The organism is Geodermatophilus ruber, assembly GCF_900114385.1.
In the GTDB taxonomy this organism is placed as follows: Bacteria; Actinomycetota; Actinomycetes; order Mycobacteriales; family Geodermatophilaceae; genus Geodermatophilus; species Geodermatophilus ruber.
Genome location: NZ_FOSW01000018.1, coordinates 57,028 through 72,666, shown reverse-complemented (window position 1 = coordinate 72,666; position 15,639 = coordinate 57,028). Strand labels below are relative to the sequence as shown.

The 15,639-nt window shown below is 75.7% G+C and carries 15 protein-coding genes; 10 read left to right on the top strand and 5 right to left on the bottom strand.

All coding sequences use genetic code 11. The features are described from left to right. The first annotated feature begins 38 nt into the window (after positions 1-38). Positions 39-635 carry a TenA family protein gene (locus BMZ50_RS21640; protein ID WP_091329394.1) on the top strand — a complete coding sequence of 199 codons (597 nt, stop codon included), beginning with the start codon at positions 39-41 and terminating at the stop codon, positions 633-635. Then, positions 632-1,249 carry a TenA family protein gene (locus BMZ50_RS21635; protein ID WP_091329392.1) on the top strand — a complete coding sequence of 206 codons (618 nt, stop codon included), beginning with the start codon at positions 632-634 and terminating at the stop codon, positions 1,247-1,249. The genes BMZ50_RS21640 and BMZ50_RS21635 overlap by 4 nt, the downstream gene beginning before the upstream one ends. Before the next feature lie 69 nt (positions 1,250-1,318). On the opposite strand, the gene BMZ50_RS21630 is transcribed toward BMZ50_RS21635, so the two are convergent. After that, positions 1,319-2,023: a Mut7-C ubiquitin/RNAse domain-containing protein gene (locus tag BMZ50_RS21630; protein WP_245753794.1), complete on the bottom strand. Its 705-nt coding sequence runs from the start codon at positions 2,021-2,023 to the stop codon at positions 1,319-1,321. A 97-nt stretch (positions 2,024-2,120) separates the two neighbouring features. On the opposite strand from BMZ50_RS21630, the gene BMZ50_RS21625 reads away from it, so the two are divergent. Further along, positions 2,121-2,633 (top strand): VOC family protein, encoded by a 513-nt coding sequence (locus BMZ50_RS21625; protein WP_091329389.1) that lies wholly within the window; start codon positions 2,121-2,123, stop codon positions 2,631-2,633. A gap of 21 nt (positions 2,634-2,654) precedes the next feature. On the opposite strand, the gene BMZ50_RS21620 is transcribed toward BMZ50_RS21625, so the two are convergent. From BMZ50_RS21620 to BMZ50_RS21610, 3 genes are read right to left on the bottom strand one after another with little or no spacing between them, the layout of a single operon-like run. Beyond that, positions 2,655-3,341, bottom strand: a complete 687-nt coding sequence (locus BMZ50_RS21620; RefSeq protein ID WP_143087252.1) for an alpha/beta hydrolase — start codon at positions 3,339-3,341, stop codon at positions 2,655-2,657. Then, positions 3,338-3,541 carry a hypothetical protein gene (locus BMZ50_RS21615; RefSeq protein WP_091329388.1) on the bottom strand — a complete coding sequence of 68 codons (204 nt, stop codon included), beginning with the start codon at positions 3,539-3,541 and terminating at the stop codon, positions 3,338-3,340. Before BMZ50_RS21615 ends, BMZ50_RS21620 begins: the two co-directional genes overlap by 4 nt. Positions 3,542-3,574: 33 nt before the next feature. After that, positions 3,575-4,789, bottom strand: a complete 1,215-nt coding sequence (locus BMZ50_RS21610; RefSeq protein ID WP_091329386.1) for a baeRF10 domain-containing protein — start codon at positions 4,787-4,789, stop codon at positions 3,575-3,577. Positions 4,790-4,904: 115 nt separating this feature from the next. Here BMZ50_RS21610 and msrA point away from each other — a divergent pair, with 115 nt between their 5' ends. Together msrA and BMZ50_RS21600 are read left to right on the top strand one after the other, a co-directional pair. Beyond that, positions 4,905-5,558 (top strand): peptide-methionine (S)-S-oxide reductase MsrA, encoded by a 654-nt coding sequence (gene msrA / locus BMZ50_RS21605; RefSeq protein ID WP_091329441.1) that lies wholly within the window; start codon positions 4,905-4,907, stop codon positions 5,556-5,558. A 3-nt stretch (positions 5,559-5,561) separates the two neighbouring features. Then, positions 5,562-6,689 (top strand): class I SAM-dependent methyltransferase, encoded by a 1,128-nt coding sequence (locus BMZ50_RS21600; protein ID WP_091329384.1) that lies wholly within the window; start codon positions 5,562-5,564, stop codon positions 6,687-6,689. A 75-nt stretch (positions 6,690-6,764) separates the two neighbouring features. On the opposite strand, the gene BMZ50_RS21595 is transcribed toward BMZ50_RS21600, so the two are convergent. Further along, positions 6,765-7,259, bottom strand: a complete 495-nt coding sequence (locus tag BMZ50_RS21595) for a phosphoribosyltransferase (RefSeq protein WP_091329439.1) — start codon at positions 7,257-7,259, stop codon at positions 6,765-6,767. A gap of 71 nt (positions 7,260-7,330) precedes the next feature. On the opposite strand from BMZ50_RS21595, the gene BMZ50_RS21590 reads away from it, so the two are divergent. The 5 genes from BMZ50_RS21590 (at position 7,331) to BMZ50_RS21570 (ending at position 15,630) form a co-directional block, all read left to right on the top strand. Next, positions 7,331-7,792: a hypothetical protein gene (locus BMZ50_RS21590; protein ID WP_143087251.1), complete on the top strand. Its 462-nt coding sequence runs from the start codon at positions 7,331-7,333 to the stop codon at positions 7,790-7,792. Positions 7,793-7,953: 161 nt separating this feature from the next. Continuing rightward, positions 7,954-13,092 (top strand): SpoIIE family protein phosphatase, encoded by a 5,139-nt coding sequence (locus tag BMZ50_RS21585; protein ID WP_091329380.1) that lies wholly within the window; start codon positions 7,954-7,956, stop codon positions 13,090-13,092. 120 nt (positions 13,093-13,212) lie between these two features. Beyond that, positions 13,213-14,208: a sensor histidine kinase gene (locus BMZ50_RS21580; RefSeq protein ID WP_177212932.1), complete on the top strand. Its 996-nt coding sequence runs from the start codon at positions 13,213-13,215 to the stop codon at positions 14,206-14,208. A 52-nt stretch (positions 14,209-14,260) separates the two neighbouring features. Continuing rightward, positions 14,261-15,094, top strand: coding sequence for an SDR family oxidoreductase (locus BMZ50_RS21575; RefSeq protein ID WP_091329376.1), 834 nt, complete (start codon positions 14,261-14,263; stop codon positions 15,092-15,094). Then, positions 15,091-15,630, top strand: a complete 540-nt coding sequence (locus tag BMZ50_RS21570) for a MarR family winged helix-turn-helix transcriptional regulator (protein WP_091329374.1) — start codon at positions 15,091-15,093, stop codon at positions 15,628-15,630. The genes BMZ50_RS21575 and BMZ50_RS21570 overlap by 4 nt, the downstream gene beginning before the upstream one ends. Positions 15,631-15,639: the final 9 nt, after the last annotated feature.

Genomic DNA, 15,639 nt, shown 5'->3' with positions numbered 1-15,639 from the left:
TCGAGGCCACCTTAGCCACTCTCGTAGAGTCCCTCGGCGTGCCGGTCGCCGAGCTGCTGCAGCGCCATCCTCGCGCCTGGTCCCGAGCCACCCGCCATCCGTTCCTGGTGGCCGTGCGCGACGGAACCCTCCCGGAGGCGGCGTTCGACACCTGGCTGGCCCAGGACGCCCGCTTCGTGGCCGACCTGCTGCGCTTCCAGGCCCGGCTGCTGGCCCGGGCGCCGCGTCCCGCGCAGGCCGTGCTGGCCGGTGGGCTGGTGGCGCTCGTCGACGAGCTGGCCTGGTTCGAGGTGCAGGCCTCCCTCCGCGGGCTCGACCTGGACACCCCCGCGCTGCCGGCGACGGCGGCGTACGCCGAGCTGCTGGAGCGCCTGGACGGCGCCGACGTCGGATCCGCGCTGACCGCGCTGTGGACGATCGAGCGGACCTACCTCGACGCCTGGGCGGTCGCCGCGCCCGGCGCCCCGGCGTACCGCGAGTTCGTCCAGCACTGGACCGCGCCCGGGTTCGCCGGCTACGTGACCGCGCTGGAGCAGGCCGCCGACGGGGCCGGGGACGCCGACCGGGACGACGTCTTCGCCGAGGTGGTCGCGGCCGAGTGCGCCTTCTGGGACATGGCGGTCGACGCCGCATGAGCCTCGCCCGGGCCCTGTGGGCCGAGAACGCCGACCTCGCGGCGGCAGCGCTGGAGCACCCGTTCGTGCAGGGCATCGCCGACGGCACGCTGCCCACGGCGTCCTTCGCCGGGTACGTGGCGCAGGACGCCTTCTTCCTGGAGGCTTTCGCCCGCGCCTACGCGCTCGGCGTCGCGCACAGCCCCGACCGGGCGACCCTGGACGCCTTCGCCGACCTGCTCGCCGGCGTCCGCGAGGAGCTGCGGCTGCATGCGTCCTACGCGGCCCGGTGGGGGATCGACCTGGCCGCCGTCGAGCCGGCGCCGGCGACGCTGGCCTACACCGACTTCCTGCTGGCCACGGCGGCCTTCGGGCGGGCCGATGTCATCTGCGCGGCGATGACGCCGTGCATGCGGCTCTACGCCCACCTGGGCCAGTCGTTGGCGGGCCGGGAGGCGGAGACCTACGCCGAGTGGGTCATCACCTATGCCGACCCCGGTTTCGAGGAGCTGGCCGGCACGCTGGAGGCGCTGCTGGACCGCTCCGCCACCGACGGCCCGGAGCTGCACCGGGCCTACCGGCGGGCGATGCAGCTCGAGGTCGGCTTCTTCGACGCCGCCTGGCGCCGGGCCTGAGGACGGTTTCACGGGAAACCGCCCCGCGGGGGCGCGCAGTGCCGGTGACCGCGGTCAGGGGCACCGCGGTCAGGAGCGCCGCACCGCGGCGATGAGCGCGTCGATCCGCCGGGCGTGCGCGCCGCGCCAGTAGAGCCGGTCGCAGGCCGGGCAGCGGGAGAACCGGTCGTAGGTCCGCCGGGTGCCGGGCGGCAGCCGGTCGGCGACCTCGGCCTTGGGCACCGGCTCCAGGGGGGCGCCGCAGGCGGTGCAGCGGGTCAGCGGCGCGAGCTCCGGCGCGAACCGGTCGAGCACGTCGGCGAGCTGATCGTCGGGCCGGTGCCCGCGCACGAGCGCTCCGTGCGGCAGCGTGCGGCGCATGAGCAGGCCGCGGTCCTGGGTGAGCAGCACCCGGTTCTCCGCCCGCGCCCGCCCGACCAGTGCGGCGTCCTCGGCGGTGTTGGACCAGGCGGCGTCCAGGCCGAGCAGCCGCAGCCGGCGGGCCAGCGCCCCCAGCCCGACATCGAGCAGCAGTCCGCCGGCCGGCAGCGGCTGCGGCCGGGTGACGGGGGCCACCTCCACCACGCTGGCGGGGCGGGTCCGCGCGTCCCGGCCCGCCGGCGCCCCGTCGAGCCGCAGCCTGCCCACCTCGGTCCATGGGACGCCCGCGGCCTGGACCAGGTGCCCGAGCGTCGCGTCCGGGTCGAAGGCGAGCCGGCGCTGCCGGGCCGGCCGGTCCCGCGGATGCAGCAGGAAGGCCAGCTCGGGAGCGACCCGGACGACGACGTCACTCACCGGACGGGGGTACCCGGCGATCTCCCGTAGGATGCTTGAAACGTCAACAAAACTGGGGCAGACTGGAGCCGGTTTCCCCGCAGAGCAGGAGTTCGCCATGCCCGTCCAGCGCCTCAACCACGCCGTCCTCTACGTCCGGGATGTCGCCCGCAGCCACGCCTTCTACCGGGAGGTGCTGGGCTTTCGCGCGAAGATGGAGATCCCGGGCGCCGCGGTGTTCCTGCAGGCGGAGGGGTCGACCAACGACCACGACCTGGGCCTGTTCCAGATCGGCGCCGGTGCGGGCGCCTCGGAGGCCGGGCGGCGCACCGTCGGCCTCTACCACCTGGCCTGGGAGGTCGACACGCTCGCCGAGCTGGCGCGCATCCGGGACGCGCTGCTGCAGGCCGGGGCCTTGGTCGGGGCGTCGGACCACGTCACCACCAAGGCGCTCTACGCGCACGACCCCGACGGCCTGGAGTTCGAGGTCTCCTGGCTGGTGCCGGCGGAGTTCATCACCCCCGAGCTCACCGAGGGCGCGGCGATGACCTCGCCGTTGAACCTCGAGAAGGAGATCGAGCGCTACGGCGCGCACACCCGCGGCGGCGTCGGGGTCTCGGTCCCCGCCTGAGGGCAGCTGCGGGCGACCCGCTCACAGGGGGACGGCGAGGTCGTGGCGGTCCAGGGCCTCGCGCAGATCGGGCCGCCACGGCGACAGCCCCGCCCCGGCGAGGACGACGTCGCGGACGAAGGCGTGCCACACCGGCGCCCGCCGCACCATGCTGTGTCCCCCGCCGATGGTGAACCGGGCGATGCGTGCCCCGACGCGCTGCGCCCGGACGGCGAAGTCGGCCGACAGCCTGGCCGGCACCCAGCGGTCGCCCCGGCCGTGCAGGACCGTCACGGTCCGGTCGCGCAGGTGGTCGACCGGTTCGGTGGGCGGCGTCCACGGGGCCAGCGCGCAGACCGCGTGCACCGACGGTTCGCCCCCGGCCCGCAGCACGGCGCGGCCGCCCATCGAGTGCCCGACCAGCACGACGGGGACGTCCCCGTGCCGGTCTCGCACCTCCGACAGCGCCCAGCGGACGTCGGCGTAGGGGTCGGCCGCCACGCCGTTCCACCCCGCCACCCGGTACCGCACCAGGTAGGTGGCGACCCCGTGGTCGGCCGTCGAGCCGCGGACGAACTGCTCGATCGCCCGCATGCGCAGGAGGGACAGTGCGCGCTCGCGGGGCGGCTCGACGCTGGCCACCGTGCCGCCGTGGCAGAACACCGCCACCGCCGCCGGCGAGCCGGGTGGAACGGTGTGCTCCAGCGCGGGGCGCTCGCCGGGGATCACCGGCGGCGGCGCCCGCCGCGGAGGGTGGCGCGGGCGCGGTCGCCGAGGTCGCCGGCCCGTAGCAGCGCCCGGGACAGCGGTGTCGACCCGGTGCGGCGCTCCAGGGCCCGCCCCACTCGGCGCAGCAGGCCGGTGGCGAGCGGGACGACGACGGTGAGCACCAGCCACAGGCGCAGCCGGCGGACGAGAAGCAGCCACATGGGGAGGAACTGCCCCGAAGCGGCCGGGATCAGTCAGGCCGGCGTGGGCTCCGGGGGGAGCGGGAAGCGCAGGTGTGCGGCCGGGCTGCGCCCCTCGGGAAGGCTGCCCTCCTCGACGGTGCGGACCTCACCGCTGTCGCGCAGCACGCTCTGCAGCAGCTGGTCGACGATGTCGGGCGCCTGGCGCAGCCGGTCGCCCGAGACCGGGCAGATGTCCCCGCGCTCGCCCAGCCACCCGCACACGTCGCAGACCACCCCGGGGGCCTGGTCCGACTCCCGCAGCAGCAGCGTCTCGATCCCCTTCGAGGAGGCCGCCCACAGGCACTTGTGCAGCCCGGTGACGCCCCAGCCGCCCATCGCCTCGATCTCGAGGACGTGCTCGACCTCCCGGCGCTCCCGGTCGTGCTCCCAGCGGTCCAGCACGGTGTCCACCTGGGCCTTGAGGGCGCCGCGGTCATCCAGCGAGGGATCGGTGAACGTGCCGGCCAGCTTCTCGCGTACCCGGTCGGGGAGCTCGTCGACGAAGCCGGACACCTCGTCGCCGTGCTCGGCGACCACCAGGACGTCGAAGCGCCGGCCCGCCGGCACGGGCACGCCCTCGACCACGGTCTGGTACTGCGCCTCGTGGTCCAGCTCGGGGAAGAACAGGTGCTCCAGCCGGTCGGCCACCCGGCGGAAGTGCTTCTTCGCGAGCTCCTGGACCTTGTGGTGCGTGGCGTTCTCCCGGCCGCCAAAGCGCCCACCGGTGTAGTCCGCGTTGCGCAGGACCGGGTCGTCGACCTCCTCGATCTGGGCGAGCTGGTCGTCCTGGTACTCCCAGAACACCGCCCGGCCCCGGTCGAGGGTGACCGCGCAGGCCCGGTAGTCCTTGTCCAGTGCGGTCGCGATCGGCCGCACCCACGGGGTGGCGTCGACCAGCACCCGGTCGCCCGGCTCCTCGGAGAGCGGCACCTCCTCGAAGAGGTCCCGCGCGGACGAGGCGAAGACGGCCATGCCCGGCGGTTTCCAGTGCTCCTCGAGAACGGCCCGGCGCAGCCGGACGATGTCCTCCCGGAGCGACAGCCGGGCCTCGCGGTCGAGGCTCTCGTCCTCGGTCAGGGGATCGAGCTCGTCGAGCAGGCCGTTGACCCGGGACCGGACTCCCTTCTCGTCCTTGGGGTCCACGGGGACGACGGCGTACAGCGAGACGATGGGCCGTCCGTCCGCGCCGACGCGGATGAGGTCGTTCAGGGCCTGGGCGGCGGTCATGTTTTCTCCGATGCCTCGGTGTGCCAGCCGGGGAGTACCCCGCCCGGGCGGCTCTAGCCGTCCGATGCGGCTCGGGTCCGCCCGCGCCGTCGCCGGAGCGGCCTACGCTCGGGCCATGCTGTTCTCCCGGTCCAAGACCCAGCAGGTGGCGGCGCAGGACGCGCTGCCGGGCCGCCCCGACCCGCTGCCGCACGTCCCCGAGGTGCACGCGGTCAACGGCAACCGCATCCAGCCGCCCTTCCCGGAGGGGCTGCAGACCGCCGTCTTCGGCGCCGGCTGCTTCTGGGGCGTCGAGAAGGTGTTCTGGCAGACCCCCGGGGTCTACTCGACCGCGGCCGGCTACGCCGGCGGCTACACCCCCAACCCGACCTACGAGGAGGTCTGCAGCGCGCAGACCGGCCACACCGAGGCCGTGCTCGTGGTGTTCGACCCGGCGGTGATCTCCTACGAGCAGCTGCTCAAGGTCTTCTGGGAGGAGCACGACCCCACCCAGGGCATGCGCCAGGGCAACGACATCGGCACCCAGTACCGCTCGGCGATCTACTACGACGGCCCGGAGCAGGAGGCCGCCGCGCGGGCCAGCCGGGAGAGGTTCCAGGAGCGGCTGCGCGCCGCCGGCTACGGCGACATCACCACCGAGATCGCGCCGCTGGGCGACTTCTACTACGCCGAGGACTACCACCAGCAGTACCTGCACAAGGTGCCCAACGGCTACTGCCCGATCCACTCGACCGGGGTCTCCTGCCCGGTCGGCCTCCCCGGCGTCTGACGGGTGGCGGCCCTCCGCACCCAGGAGGAGCTCTTCGGGCAGCTGCGGCGGGATCCCGACGTCGAGGCGCCCGACCTGGTCGCCGTCGACGCCACCGACCGGCTGTTGCTCGACGAGGCGGCGGCGATCGCGGCGTACCCGGACGCCGTGGTGGTCGTCGACGACTCCTACGGCGCGCTGACCCTGGGGGCGGTCGCGGCCGGGGCCCGCGACGTCCGGGTCTCCCAGGACCTGCTGGTCGGGGAGCTGGCGCTGGCCGGCAACGCCGGGCGGACCGGGCTGGCCGGCACCTACCGCGCGCTGCCGCTGGCCCCGGAGCTCTTCGCCGGGGCCCGCGTCGTCCTGGCCAAGGCGCCGAAGTCGCTGGACGCGCTGCGGGAGCTGACCGAGCTCGCCGCCGCCGCGGCCGACCCGGACGTCGTCGTCCTCGTCGGCGCCCGGGTCAAGCACATGACCCGGGCGATGAACGACGTCCTCGGCAGCGGGTTCGCCGAGGTCTCGGCCACGCTCGCCCGCCAGAAGTCGCGGGTGCTGGTGGCCCGCGGGCCCCGGCCGGGCGTCCGGCCGACCTTCCCGCGCCGGCAGACCCACCCGGACCTCGGGCTCACCGTCCTCGCGCACGGCGCCGCCTTCGCCGGCACACGGATCGACGCCGGCACCCGGGCGCTGCTGCAGGTGCTGACCGACGCGGCGCCGGGGGCCCGGACGGCGCTGGACCTCGGCTGCGGCACCGGCGTGCTCGCCGCGGCGCTCGCCCTCGCCCGGCCCGGGCTGGAGGTGCTGGCCAGCGACCAGTCCGCCGCGGCGGTGGCCTCGGCGGCGGCGACGGCGGCCGCCAACGGGGCGGGCCGGGTGCGGGTGTTCCGCGACGACGCGGCGTCCACGGTGCCCGACGCGAGCGTCGACCTCGTCGTCTGCAACCCGCCGTTCCACCTGGGCACCGCCGTGGTCCCCGGCGCTGCGGACCGGCTGTTCGCCGCCGCGGCGCGGGTGCTGCGGCCGGGCGGGCAGCTGTGGACGGTCTACAACAACCAGCTGCCGCACCGGGCGGCGCTGCGCCGCCTGGTCGGCCCGACCCGGGTGGCCGCCGCGGACCGCCGCTTCACCGTGACGGTCTCCACCCGCCGCTGAGACAGGGGCTGTCGACCGGTGCCGGGAACGGGTGAGCGCACTTCTGCGGCTGCCGAGCCGGTGGCGCTGCAGCGGTCAGTGTCCGGGGGAGCCCGCGCGGCGGCGCACCGGGGGCCGGCTGGACCACGGGAAGTCGATCCACCGGTCGGTCCTCCGCCACACGTAGTCGCAGCGCACCGCCGACTGCGGCTTCTCGTAGACCACCGCCGTCCGCACGTCGGCGACGTAGCCGGCGCAGAAGTCGCGCACCAGCTCCAGCGTCTTGCCGGTGTCGGCGACGTCGTCGGCGACCAGCACGTTCGCGCCGGTCAGGTCGACGACGTCCAGCGTCGGCGGCAGCACCACCGGCAGGTCGAGCCGCTCGTCGACGCCGGTGTAGAACTCGACGTTCATCACGAAGAGGTTCTTGACGTCGAGGGCGTAGCCCAGAGCGCCGCCCAGGAACAGGCCACCTCGGGCGATGGAGAGGATCAGGTCGGGCTCGAAGCCGTCGTCGGCCACCTGCTCGGCCAGCTCCCGCGCCGCGGTGCCGAACATCTCGTAGGTCAGGACCTCGCGCTCGTCGCCCACGTCCGCCGATGGTGCCAGGTGCACGGCGCCCGGACCTGGGCAGCAGCGCGCCCGGCGGGCAGGCTGCCCCCATGAGGACGCCCCGTTCGCTGCCCCCTGCCGTTCGGAAGCTGCTGGTCTGGTCGGCCGTCCAGGCGGTGCTGGTCGCCGCCGGCCGGCTGGTCGCCCGCCGCAAGGACGAGGGCGACGAGACCACCGCCGGCATCCGCCGGGTGCGGGCGCTGGGGGAGGTCACGCTCCGGCCGGTCAACCCCGGGCTGTCGCGGGTCCGGCTCGACCTGGTGATGGCCGGGGGCGTGCTCGACCTGACTGCGGTTCCCCACGTGCCCGGCGGGATCGACGTCACCGTGCGCGTGCTCATGGGTGGGATGGCGGTCCGGGTGCCCAAGGACTGGCGGGTGTGGTGGCACTTCCGCGGGGTGGGTGGCGTCGGCAGCGAGGCGGAGCGCACCTCCGACGAGGCCGGTGCCGATCTGCGGCTGCACGTCCAGGCGGTCTTCGGGGGCGTCGGCATCGAGGGGGCGGAGGGCTGAGGCGGCCACGGCCACCGTGCGGCCTCCACGGCCTCAGGGAGGACACCGCCACCGCCGGGACCAGCCGCTCGCAGATGGCGCCGGCCGAGGGTTAGCCCGATGTCCTGACGCTGTCGGCGGCCGCGACGGCCGAGTCCTACGATTCCCTGCGTGATGTCGCGGTGACCGACGATGCTCCCGAGCGGTCGCTGTTCGCGGACGGCGGCGAGGTGGGCCGCGCGATGGCCGAGCGGAACTGGGCGGAGACCCCGCTCGGCCCGCCGGAGAGCTGGCCGGCGGAGCTGCGCAACGTCGTCCGGATCCTGCTCACGTCCCGGTTCGCCATGTGGGCGGCGTGGGGCCCCGAGCTGACGTTCTTCTACAACGACGCCTACCGGCACGACACCCTGCAGGCCAAGCACCCGTGGGCGCTGGGGCGCCCCGCGCACGAGGTGTGGGCCGAGATCTGGGACGACATCGGCCCGCGCGTCCGGTCGGTGCTCGACACCGGGGTGGCGACCTGGGACGAGGACCTCCAGCTCTTCCTGGAGCGCGGCGGCTACCCCGAGGAGACCTACCACACCTTCTCCTACAGCCCGATCGGCGATGCGGGCGGTCGGACCGAGGGCATGCTCTGCGTGGTCACCGAGACCACCCAGCGGGTCGTCGGCGAACGGCGCATGGCCCACCTCCGTGACCTCGCGGCGGCGGTCGCGGCCGCCCGCACCCGGGCCGACGTCCTCGCCGCCGTCGCCGAGCAGCTGGGGCGCAACCCCGCCGACCTGCCGTTCAGCGTCACCTACCTGGTCGACCCGGCGGGCACCGCCCGGCTGGGCTGCGCGGCGGGAATCGAACCCGGGTCCGCCGCCGCGCCGGAGGTCCTCTCCCCCGGGGACGACCCGGTCTGGCCGCTCGACCGGATCCTCGCCGGGGAGCAGGTGCTCGTGGAGGGCCTCGCCGACCGCTTCCCCGACCTGCCGACCGGGGCATGGGACCAGCCGCCGACGCAGGCGGTGGCCGTCCCGATCGCCTCGCCTGCGCTGGAAGGCGGCCCGGCGTCGGGCTTCCTGGTCGTCGGGCTCAACCCGCACCGCCGGTGGGACGACGGCTACCGCGGTTTCGCCGAGCTGATCGCCAACCAGATCGCCTCCGGGCTGCAGGCCGCCGGCAGCTACGAGGCCGAGCGCAGCCGCGCCGAGGCCCTCGCCGAGCTGGACCGGGCCAAGACCGACTTCTTCAGCAACGTCAGCCACGAGTTCCGCACCCCGCTGACGCTCATCGCCGGCCCGGTCGCCGAGCTGCGCGGCCACCCGGTCGTGGACGGCGATCCACGGCTGCGCGAGGAGCTCGAGATGATCGAGCGCAACGCGCTGCGGCTCGGCAAGCTGGTGAACACCCTGCTCGACTTCTCCCGGATCCAGGCCGGGCGGATCGAGGCGCGGTTCGAACCGGTCGACCTGGCCGGGACCACCGCCGAGCTGGCCAGCGTCTTCCGGTCGGCGGTCACCCGGGCCGGCCTCGACTTCCGCGTCGACTGCCCCCCGCTCGGGCAGCCGGTGCACATCGACCGCGACATGTGGGAGAAGGTCGTCCTCAACCTGCTCTCCAACGCGCTGAAGTTCACCTTCACCGGTGGCATCACCGTGCGGCTGGGCCGGGCCGAGGGTGGGGCGCAGCTCACCGTCAGCGACACCGGCACCGGCGTGCCCGCCGACGAGCTGCCCCGGCTCTTCGAGCGCTTCCACCGGGTGGCCGACGCCCGTGGCCGCTCCGGCGAGGGCAGCGGCATCGGCCTGGCGATGGTGCGCGAGCTGGTCGGCCTGCACGGCGGCACCGTCGACGTCACGAGCACCCCGGGCGCCGGCACCACGTTCACCGTCACGGTCCCGTTCGGCACCGCGCACCTGCCGGTCGACCGGCTGGTCGAGGCCACGTCCGACACCCCGGCGGTGTCGCCGGGCGCCGCGCCGTTCGTCACCGAGGCGATGGGCTGGCTGCCCGGGGACGAGGGCGAGGCGACCGGCCCGGTGGAGCCGGCTCCGGCCCCGGGCGGCCGGGCCGGGCGGGTCCTGGTGGCCGACGACAACGCCGACATGCGGGAGTACCTGCTGCGGCTGCTGACGCCGTACCACGACGTCCGGGCGGTCGCCGACGGCCGGCAGGCGCTCGCGGCCGCCCTGGCCGACCCGCCCGACCTCGTCGTCAGCGACGTGATGATGCCCGGGCTGGACGGCATGCAGCTGCTCGCGGCCCTGCGCGCCGACGCCCGGACCGCCCGGGTTCCCGTCGTGCTGCTCTCCGCGCGGGCCGGCGAGGAGGCGGCGGTCGAGGGGCTGGCCGCCGGGGCCGACGACTACCTGGTCAAGCCGTTCTCCGCGCAGGAGCTGATCGCCCGCGTCGGTGCGCACCTGCACCTGGGCCGGGCCCGGCGCGCCGCCGAGGAGCAGTTCACCGCGATGGCGGACCTGGCGCCGGCGCTCATCTGGGTGACCGACCCCCAGGGCCGGCAGGTGTACGTCAACCACGGCTGGACCCAGTTCACCGGCCGGAGCCCGGGCGAGGAGCTCGGCCGCGGCTGGGCCGAGCTGATGCACCCGGAGGACCGCGACCGGTACGCCGCGGTCGTCGGGGCGGCCCGGGCGCAGCGGCAGGGCTGGGAGGTCGAGTTCCGGCTGCGCCGCAGCGACGGGGCCTACCACTGGCTGCTGGAGCGGGCGGTCCCGATCGGCGCCAACGAGACCTTCACCGGCTACGTGGGCAGCTGCACCGACGTCAACGCCCGCATCCAGGAGACCGAGCGCCAGACGCTGCTGGCCGAGGTGGGCGCCGCCCTGGACCGGGAATCGACCGTCGACGGGCAGCTCGGCGCCCTGGCCCGGCTGCTGGTGGACAGCCGGCTGGCGGATCTGTGCACCGCGCGGCTGCTCGATGACGACGGCCGGCTGCGCTTCGCGGGCATCGCCGGCCTGGACCCGGCCACCGAGGCCGGCCTCGCCGGCCTCGACCCGCACTCCGGCCTGGCGCTGGAGGTGCTGGCGACCGGTCGGTCGGTCTGGCGTCCCGGGAAGTCGGCGCGCGACGCCGAGCTGCAGCAGGAGCGGCCGCAGCCGGACGAGCCGGGGTGGCCGCTGTCGCTGCTGTCGACCCTGGTGGTCCCGCTCAGCGTTCGGGGGCGGCTGCTGGCCGTGCTGGCGCTCGGCCGGCAGGCCGACGCGCCGTCGTACAACGACGACGACCGCCTGCTGGTCGAGGAGATCGCCGCCCGTGCCGCCCTGGCCGTGGACAACGCGGTCCTGCTCGCCGACGAGCGGGCCGCCGCGCACGGGCTGGCCCTGCTGCAGCGGGTCACCGCCGAGCTGTCGGCGGCGACCACCCCCGTCGAGGTCGCCGCCGCGGCCGCGGGCCACATCCGGGCGCTCACCGGTCCCGACAGCCGGGTCGCCGTGTACGAGCTCGACCCCTCGCACCGGGCACTGTCCGCGCTGACCATCAGCGGCGGCAGCGAGGAGGGCAAGCGGCTGTGGCGGACCCTGCCGCTGTCGGCCCCGCTGGTCGCCACGGCGGCGGTCACCGAGCGCCGCCCGCTGTGGATCGAGGACGTCTCCGCCGTCCCGCCGGGGGACCGGGAGCTGCCCCCCGCGCTCGCCGAGGCGGTGCGCGGCTTCGCGCTGGCGGCCAACGTCGGTCTCCCGCTGACCGTCGCCGGCCGGGTGATGGGCGTCCTCTCCGTCGCCTGGCCGACGGTCCAGCGCTTCTCGTCCGCCGACCGGGCCATGCTGCTGGCCGTCGCCGAGCAGTGTGCCCAGGCGCTGGACCGCGCCCGCCTGTACCGGGCCGAGCGGCGCATCGCCGAGACGCTGCAGCTGAGCCTGCTGCCGGCCGACCTGCCGCGGCTGGAGCGGCTGGCGTTGGCGGCGCACTACCTCCCCGGCGCCGAGGGCGCCCAGGCGGGCGGCGACTGGTACGACGTGGTGGAGCTCGGCGACGACCGGGTGGCCATCGCCGTCGGCGACGTCGTCGGCCAGGGACCCGCCGCGGCGGCGGTCATGGGGCAGCTGCGCAGCGCGCTCTCGACCGCCCTGCTGCAGGGCTGCGGCCCGGCCGAGGCGTTGGAGCTGCTGGACCGGTTCGCCGCCCGGCTGCCCGGTGCGCTGGCCTCCACCGCCGCCTGCCTGGTCGTCGACGGCGCGGCCGGCACGGTGCGCTGGGCGCGTGCCGGCCACCCCCCGCCGCTGCTGCTCGACGCCGGGATCACCCGGCTGCTCGACGGGGCCGGCGCGGGGGCCGTGCTCGGCGCCCCCGGCCGGGCGCCCTACGCCGAGGGGACGGTCGAGGTGTCGCCGGGTGCCACCCTGCTGCTGTACACCGACGGCCTCGTCGAGCGCCGGGGCGAGGTGCTCGACGAGGGGCTGGACCGCGTTCGCGCCGTGGCGGCCCGGCACGCCACCGCCGATCCGGCCCGGCTGGCCGCCGGCCTGCTCGACGACGTCCTCGCCGACACCGACCAGCCCGACGACGTCGCGGTGATCGCCGCCCGGCTGCTGCCCGGCCCGCTGGAGGAACAGCTGCCCGCGGACCCCGCCCGGCTGTCCGCCGCCCGGCGTGCGGTGACCGCCTGGGCGGTCGCGGCCGCGCTGCCCGAGGACACCACCGAGGACCTGCAGCTGGCGCTGGGAGAGGCCCTGGCCAACGCGGTGGAGCACGCCTACGCCGGTGCCGGGGCGGGGGAGTGCTCGTACCGGGTGGCCCGGGACGCCGACGGCTCGGTGCGGGTGGAGGTGCGCGACACCGGGCTCTGGCGCCCGCCGCCGGCGGACCGGGGGTACCGCGGGCGCGGGCTGGAGCTGATCAGTGCGCTGGCGACCGACGTCGAGGTGAGCCACGGGGAGGACCGACCGGGGACGACGGTGCGCTTCCGCATGCCGGCGGTGGCCCCCGCCACCAGCAGCCCGCGGCGCGGACCCTCCCCGAGGGAGAACGGTGGCGTCCCGGCCCGCGCGGTGGTCCACGAGGGACCGGAGGGGCTGCGGCTGGAGGTCGTGGGTGAGCTCGACCTGGCCACCGCCGGCCCGGTGGGTGACGAGCTCCTCCGGTGCCTGGGCCAGCTGCCGCCGGGCGCGGTGGCGGTCCTGGACCTGCGGCCGACGACCTACCTCGCCAGCGCGGGGGTCGGGATGATCCTGCACGCTCTCGCCCGTGCGGGGGCGGCCGACGTCGAGGTCCGGGTGCGCACCGAGCCGGGTACGCCTCCGGCGCGCATACTCGCCCTGGCCGGATTGGGGGGACAGGCGGCCGGCTCGGCTGCCGCGTCGTCACGGTGAGAACGCGCCCGGCCCTCCCCACCGACGGGGCGCGGCCAGGCATGTCCCAGAATGTCGGTTCAGTCGACCGGACATGCCCGGCGAAGCTGGACGACCCGGCGAAAGAAGGGGCTCGCAACGATGGATCGGGGCGCAGGGGAGGGTGCGGCGCTGGCGCACGACGTCCTTCCCGGTCCGCCCGCGCTCCGCGTGCACACCGCCGCGATCGTCGACTCCGACGCCGACCTGCTCGCCGCCGCGGTGCCCTTCGTGGAGGAGGGTCTGCGCGCCGGTGATCTCACCGTCCTGTCCTGCGGCCCGGAGGCCGCGACCCTGCTCGCCGGTGCGTTCGGCGAGGCGCTCGGCGGGGTGGAGCGCGATGCCCGGATGGCGCTGCTCGACACCCGCGCGCCCGATGCCCTCGGCGTGACCCGGCAGCTGCTGGCCAGGGCAGCGGAGACCCGGTCGGGGCGGCTGCGGGTGCTGGGTCAGGTGCAGTTCGGCTCCGACCCGGTCAGCTGGCGGGAGGGCCAGCGCTACGAGGCCGCCGTCAATGCGCTGCTGGACGGCTGCCCCCTGACCGCGATGTGCCTCTACGACAGCCGGGTGCTGCCCACCGCGGTGGTGTCCAGCGCCCGCCTGACCCATCCGCAGGTCGTCGCCGACGGCCGGTGGGTGGACAGCCCCGAGTACTGCGACCCCCGGGACTTCCTGCGGTTGCTGCCCGTGCCCCGGGAGCCGGTGGAGGACATCCCCCCGGTGCTGGCCATCGACGACGCACCGACCCTGGCCGGGCTGCGGCATGCCCTCGCCGCCGCCCTCGAGACCCGGGTGCCCGACCGTGATCAGCGGGAGGACCTCCATCTGGCCATCAGCGAGGTGGCGGCCAACGCCTTCCGGCACGGCCGGCGACCGGTCTCGGCCCGCCTGTGGGCCGACGGCACCCGGATGGTCTGCACCATCACCGATGCCGGGGGCACCTTCGGCGACCCGCTCGCCGGCTTCCAGCCCGCCCACGGGGACGATCTGAGCCGTGGCGGCATGGGGCTGTGGCTGGCCCGCAAGCTGTGGGACTCGGTGGACCTGCTGCCCGGAGCGCACGGGCTCACCGTCCGGCTCTGCACCCGGCTCCACTGACCGATCGGGCGCCGGTCTTGACGCGCGGTTATCTCACTGTTGAGGTAACCGGGTGATCGTGGTGACAGCGGCGGGCGGGCAGACCGGCACCGCCGTCGTCCGGGCGCTGCGGGCCCGGGGCGAGCAGGTGCGGGCGGTGGTCTCCCGGCGCGGCCCGCGGCCGGAGCTGACCGGGCTCGGCGCCGAGGTCGTGGTCGCCGAGCTGACCCAGCCGATGCCCTGGGCGGACATCCTGGCCGGCGCCGACGCGATGTACCTCATCTGGCCGAACTTCGACCCCGACGAGGCCGAGGGTGCCCGGGCACTGTTCGGCGAGGCCCGGCGGTCCGGCGTCCCCCGGGTCGTCTACCACTCCGTGCTGCGCCCGCAGGCGCGCGTCATGCCGCACCACGCGGCCAAGGACCGCGCCGAGGAGGCGCTGGACGCCTCCGGGCTGTCCTGGCGGGTGCTGCAGCCGTGCGCGTACGCGCAGAACTTCGACGACCAGCTGCCCCAGGTGGCCGCGACCGGCCGGTTGCGCAGCCCGTGGGGGCTGCGCACGGCGCAGTCGCTGGTCGACCTGGCCGACGTGGCCGAGGCCGCCGCCGTGCTGCTCACCGAGGACGGCCTGGACGGGGGGACCTTCGAGGCCGTGGGCCCCGAGCCGCTGACCGCGCCCCGGCTGGCCGAGCTGATCGGCGCCCGGCTGGAGCGGGAGGTGACCGTGGAGGACGTCGTCCCCCGGGGCGAGGTGCCCCAGGCCTATGCCGCGCGCTGCCGCCGGCTGATGTTCGACCACTACCGCGCGCACGGGTTCACCGGCAGCCCCCGGACCCTCACCGCGCTGCTGGGCCGGCCACCGCGCACCTACGCCGCGCACCTCGCCGAGCTGGAGATCCCGGCGTGACGGGCCCGGAGGCCGGTGAGGCCCGGGAGGCCGCGGACGACGCGGTCGACCTGATCCTGGAGCAGTGGGCCCGCGAGCGCCCGGACCTCGACTGCAGCCCGATGGGGATCATCGCCCGGATCACCCAGCTGCAGCGCGAGGTGTTCCTGGCCCAGCGGGTCACCTTCGCCCGGCACGGCCTCGACGCGCCGTCCTTCGACGTCCTGGCCGCCCTGCGCCGGGCGGGCAAGCCCTACCAGCTGACCCCCACCGCGCTCATGCGCACCGCACTGGTCACCTCCGGGGCGATCACCCAGCGGCTGGATCGGCTGGAGGAGAAGGGGCTGATCACCCGGGAGCGCAGCGAGGCCGACGGGCGGGCCGTCGTCGTGACGCTGACCGACGCCGGGCGCGAGGCGCTGGACGCCGCGCTCCCCGACCATCTGGAGACCGAACGCCGGCTGCTCGAGGGGCTCTCCGGCGACGACCTCGCTCAGCTGGCCGACCTCCTGCGCCGGCTGCTGGTCGCGCTGGGCCGGCTGCCACAGCAGCCCTGAGCGGTCCGG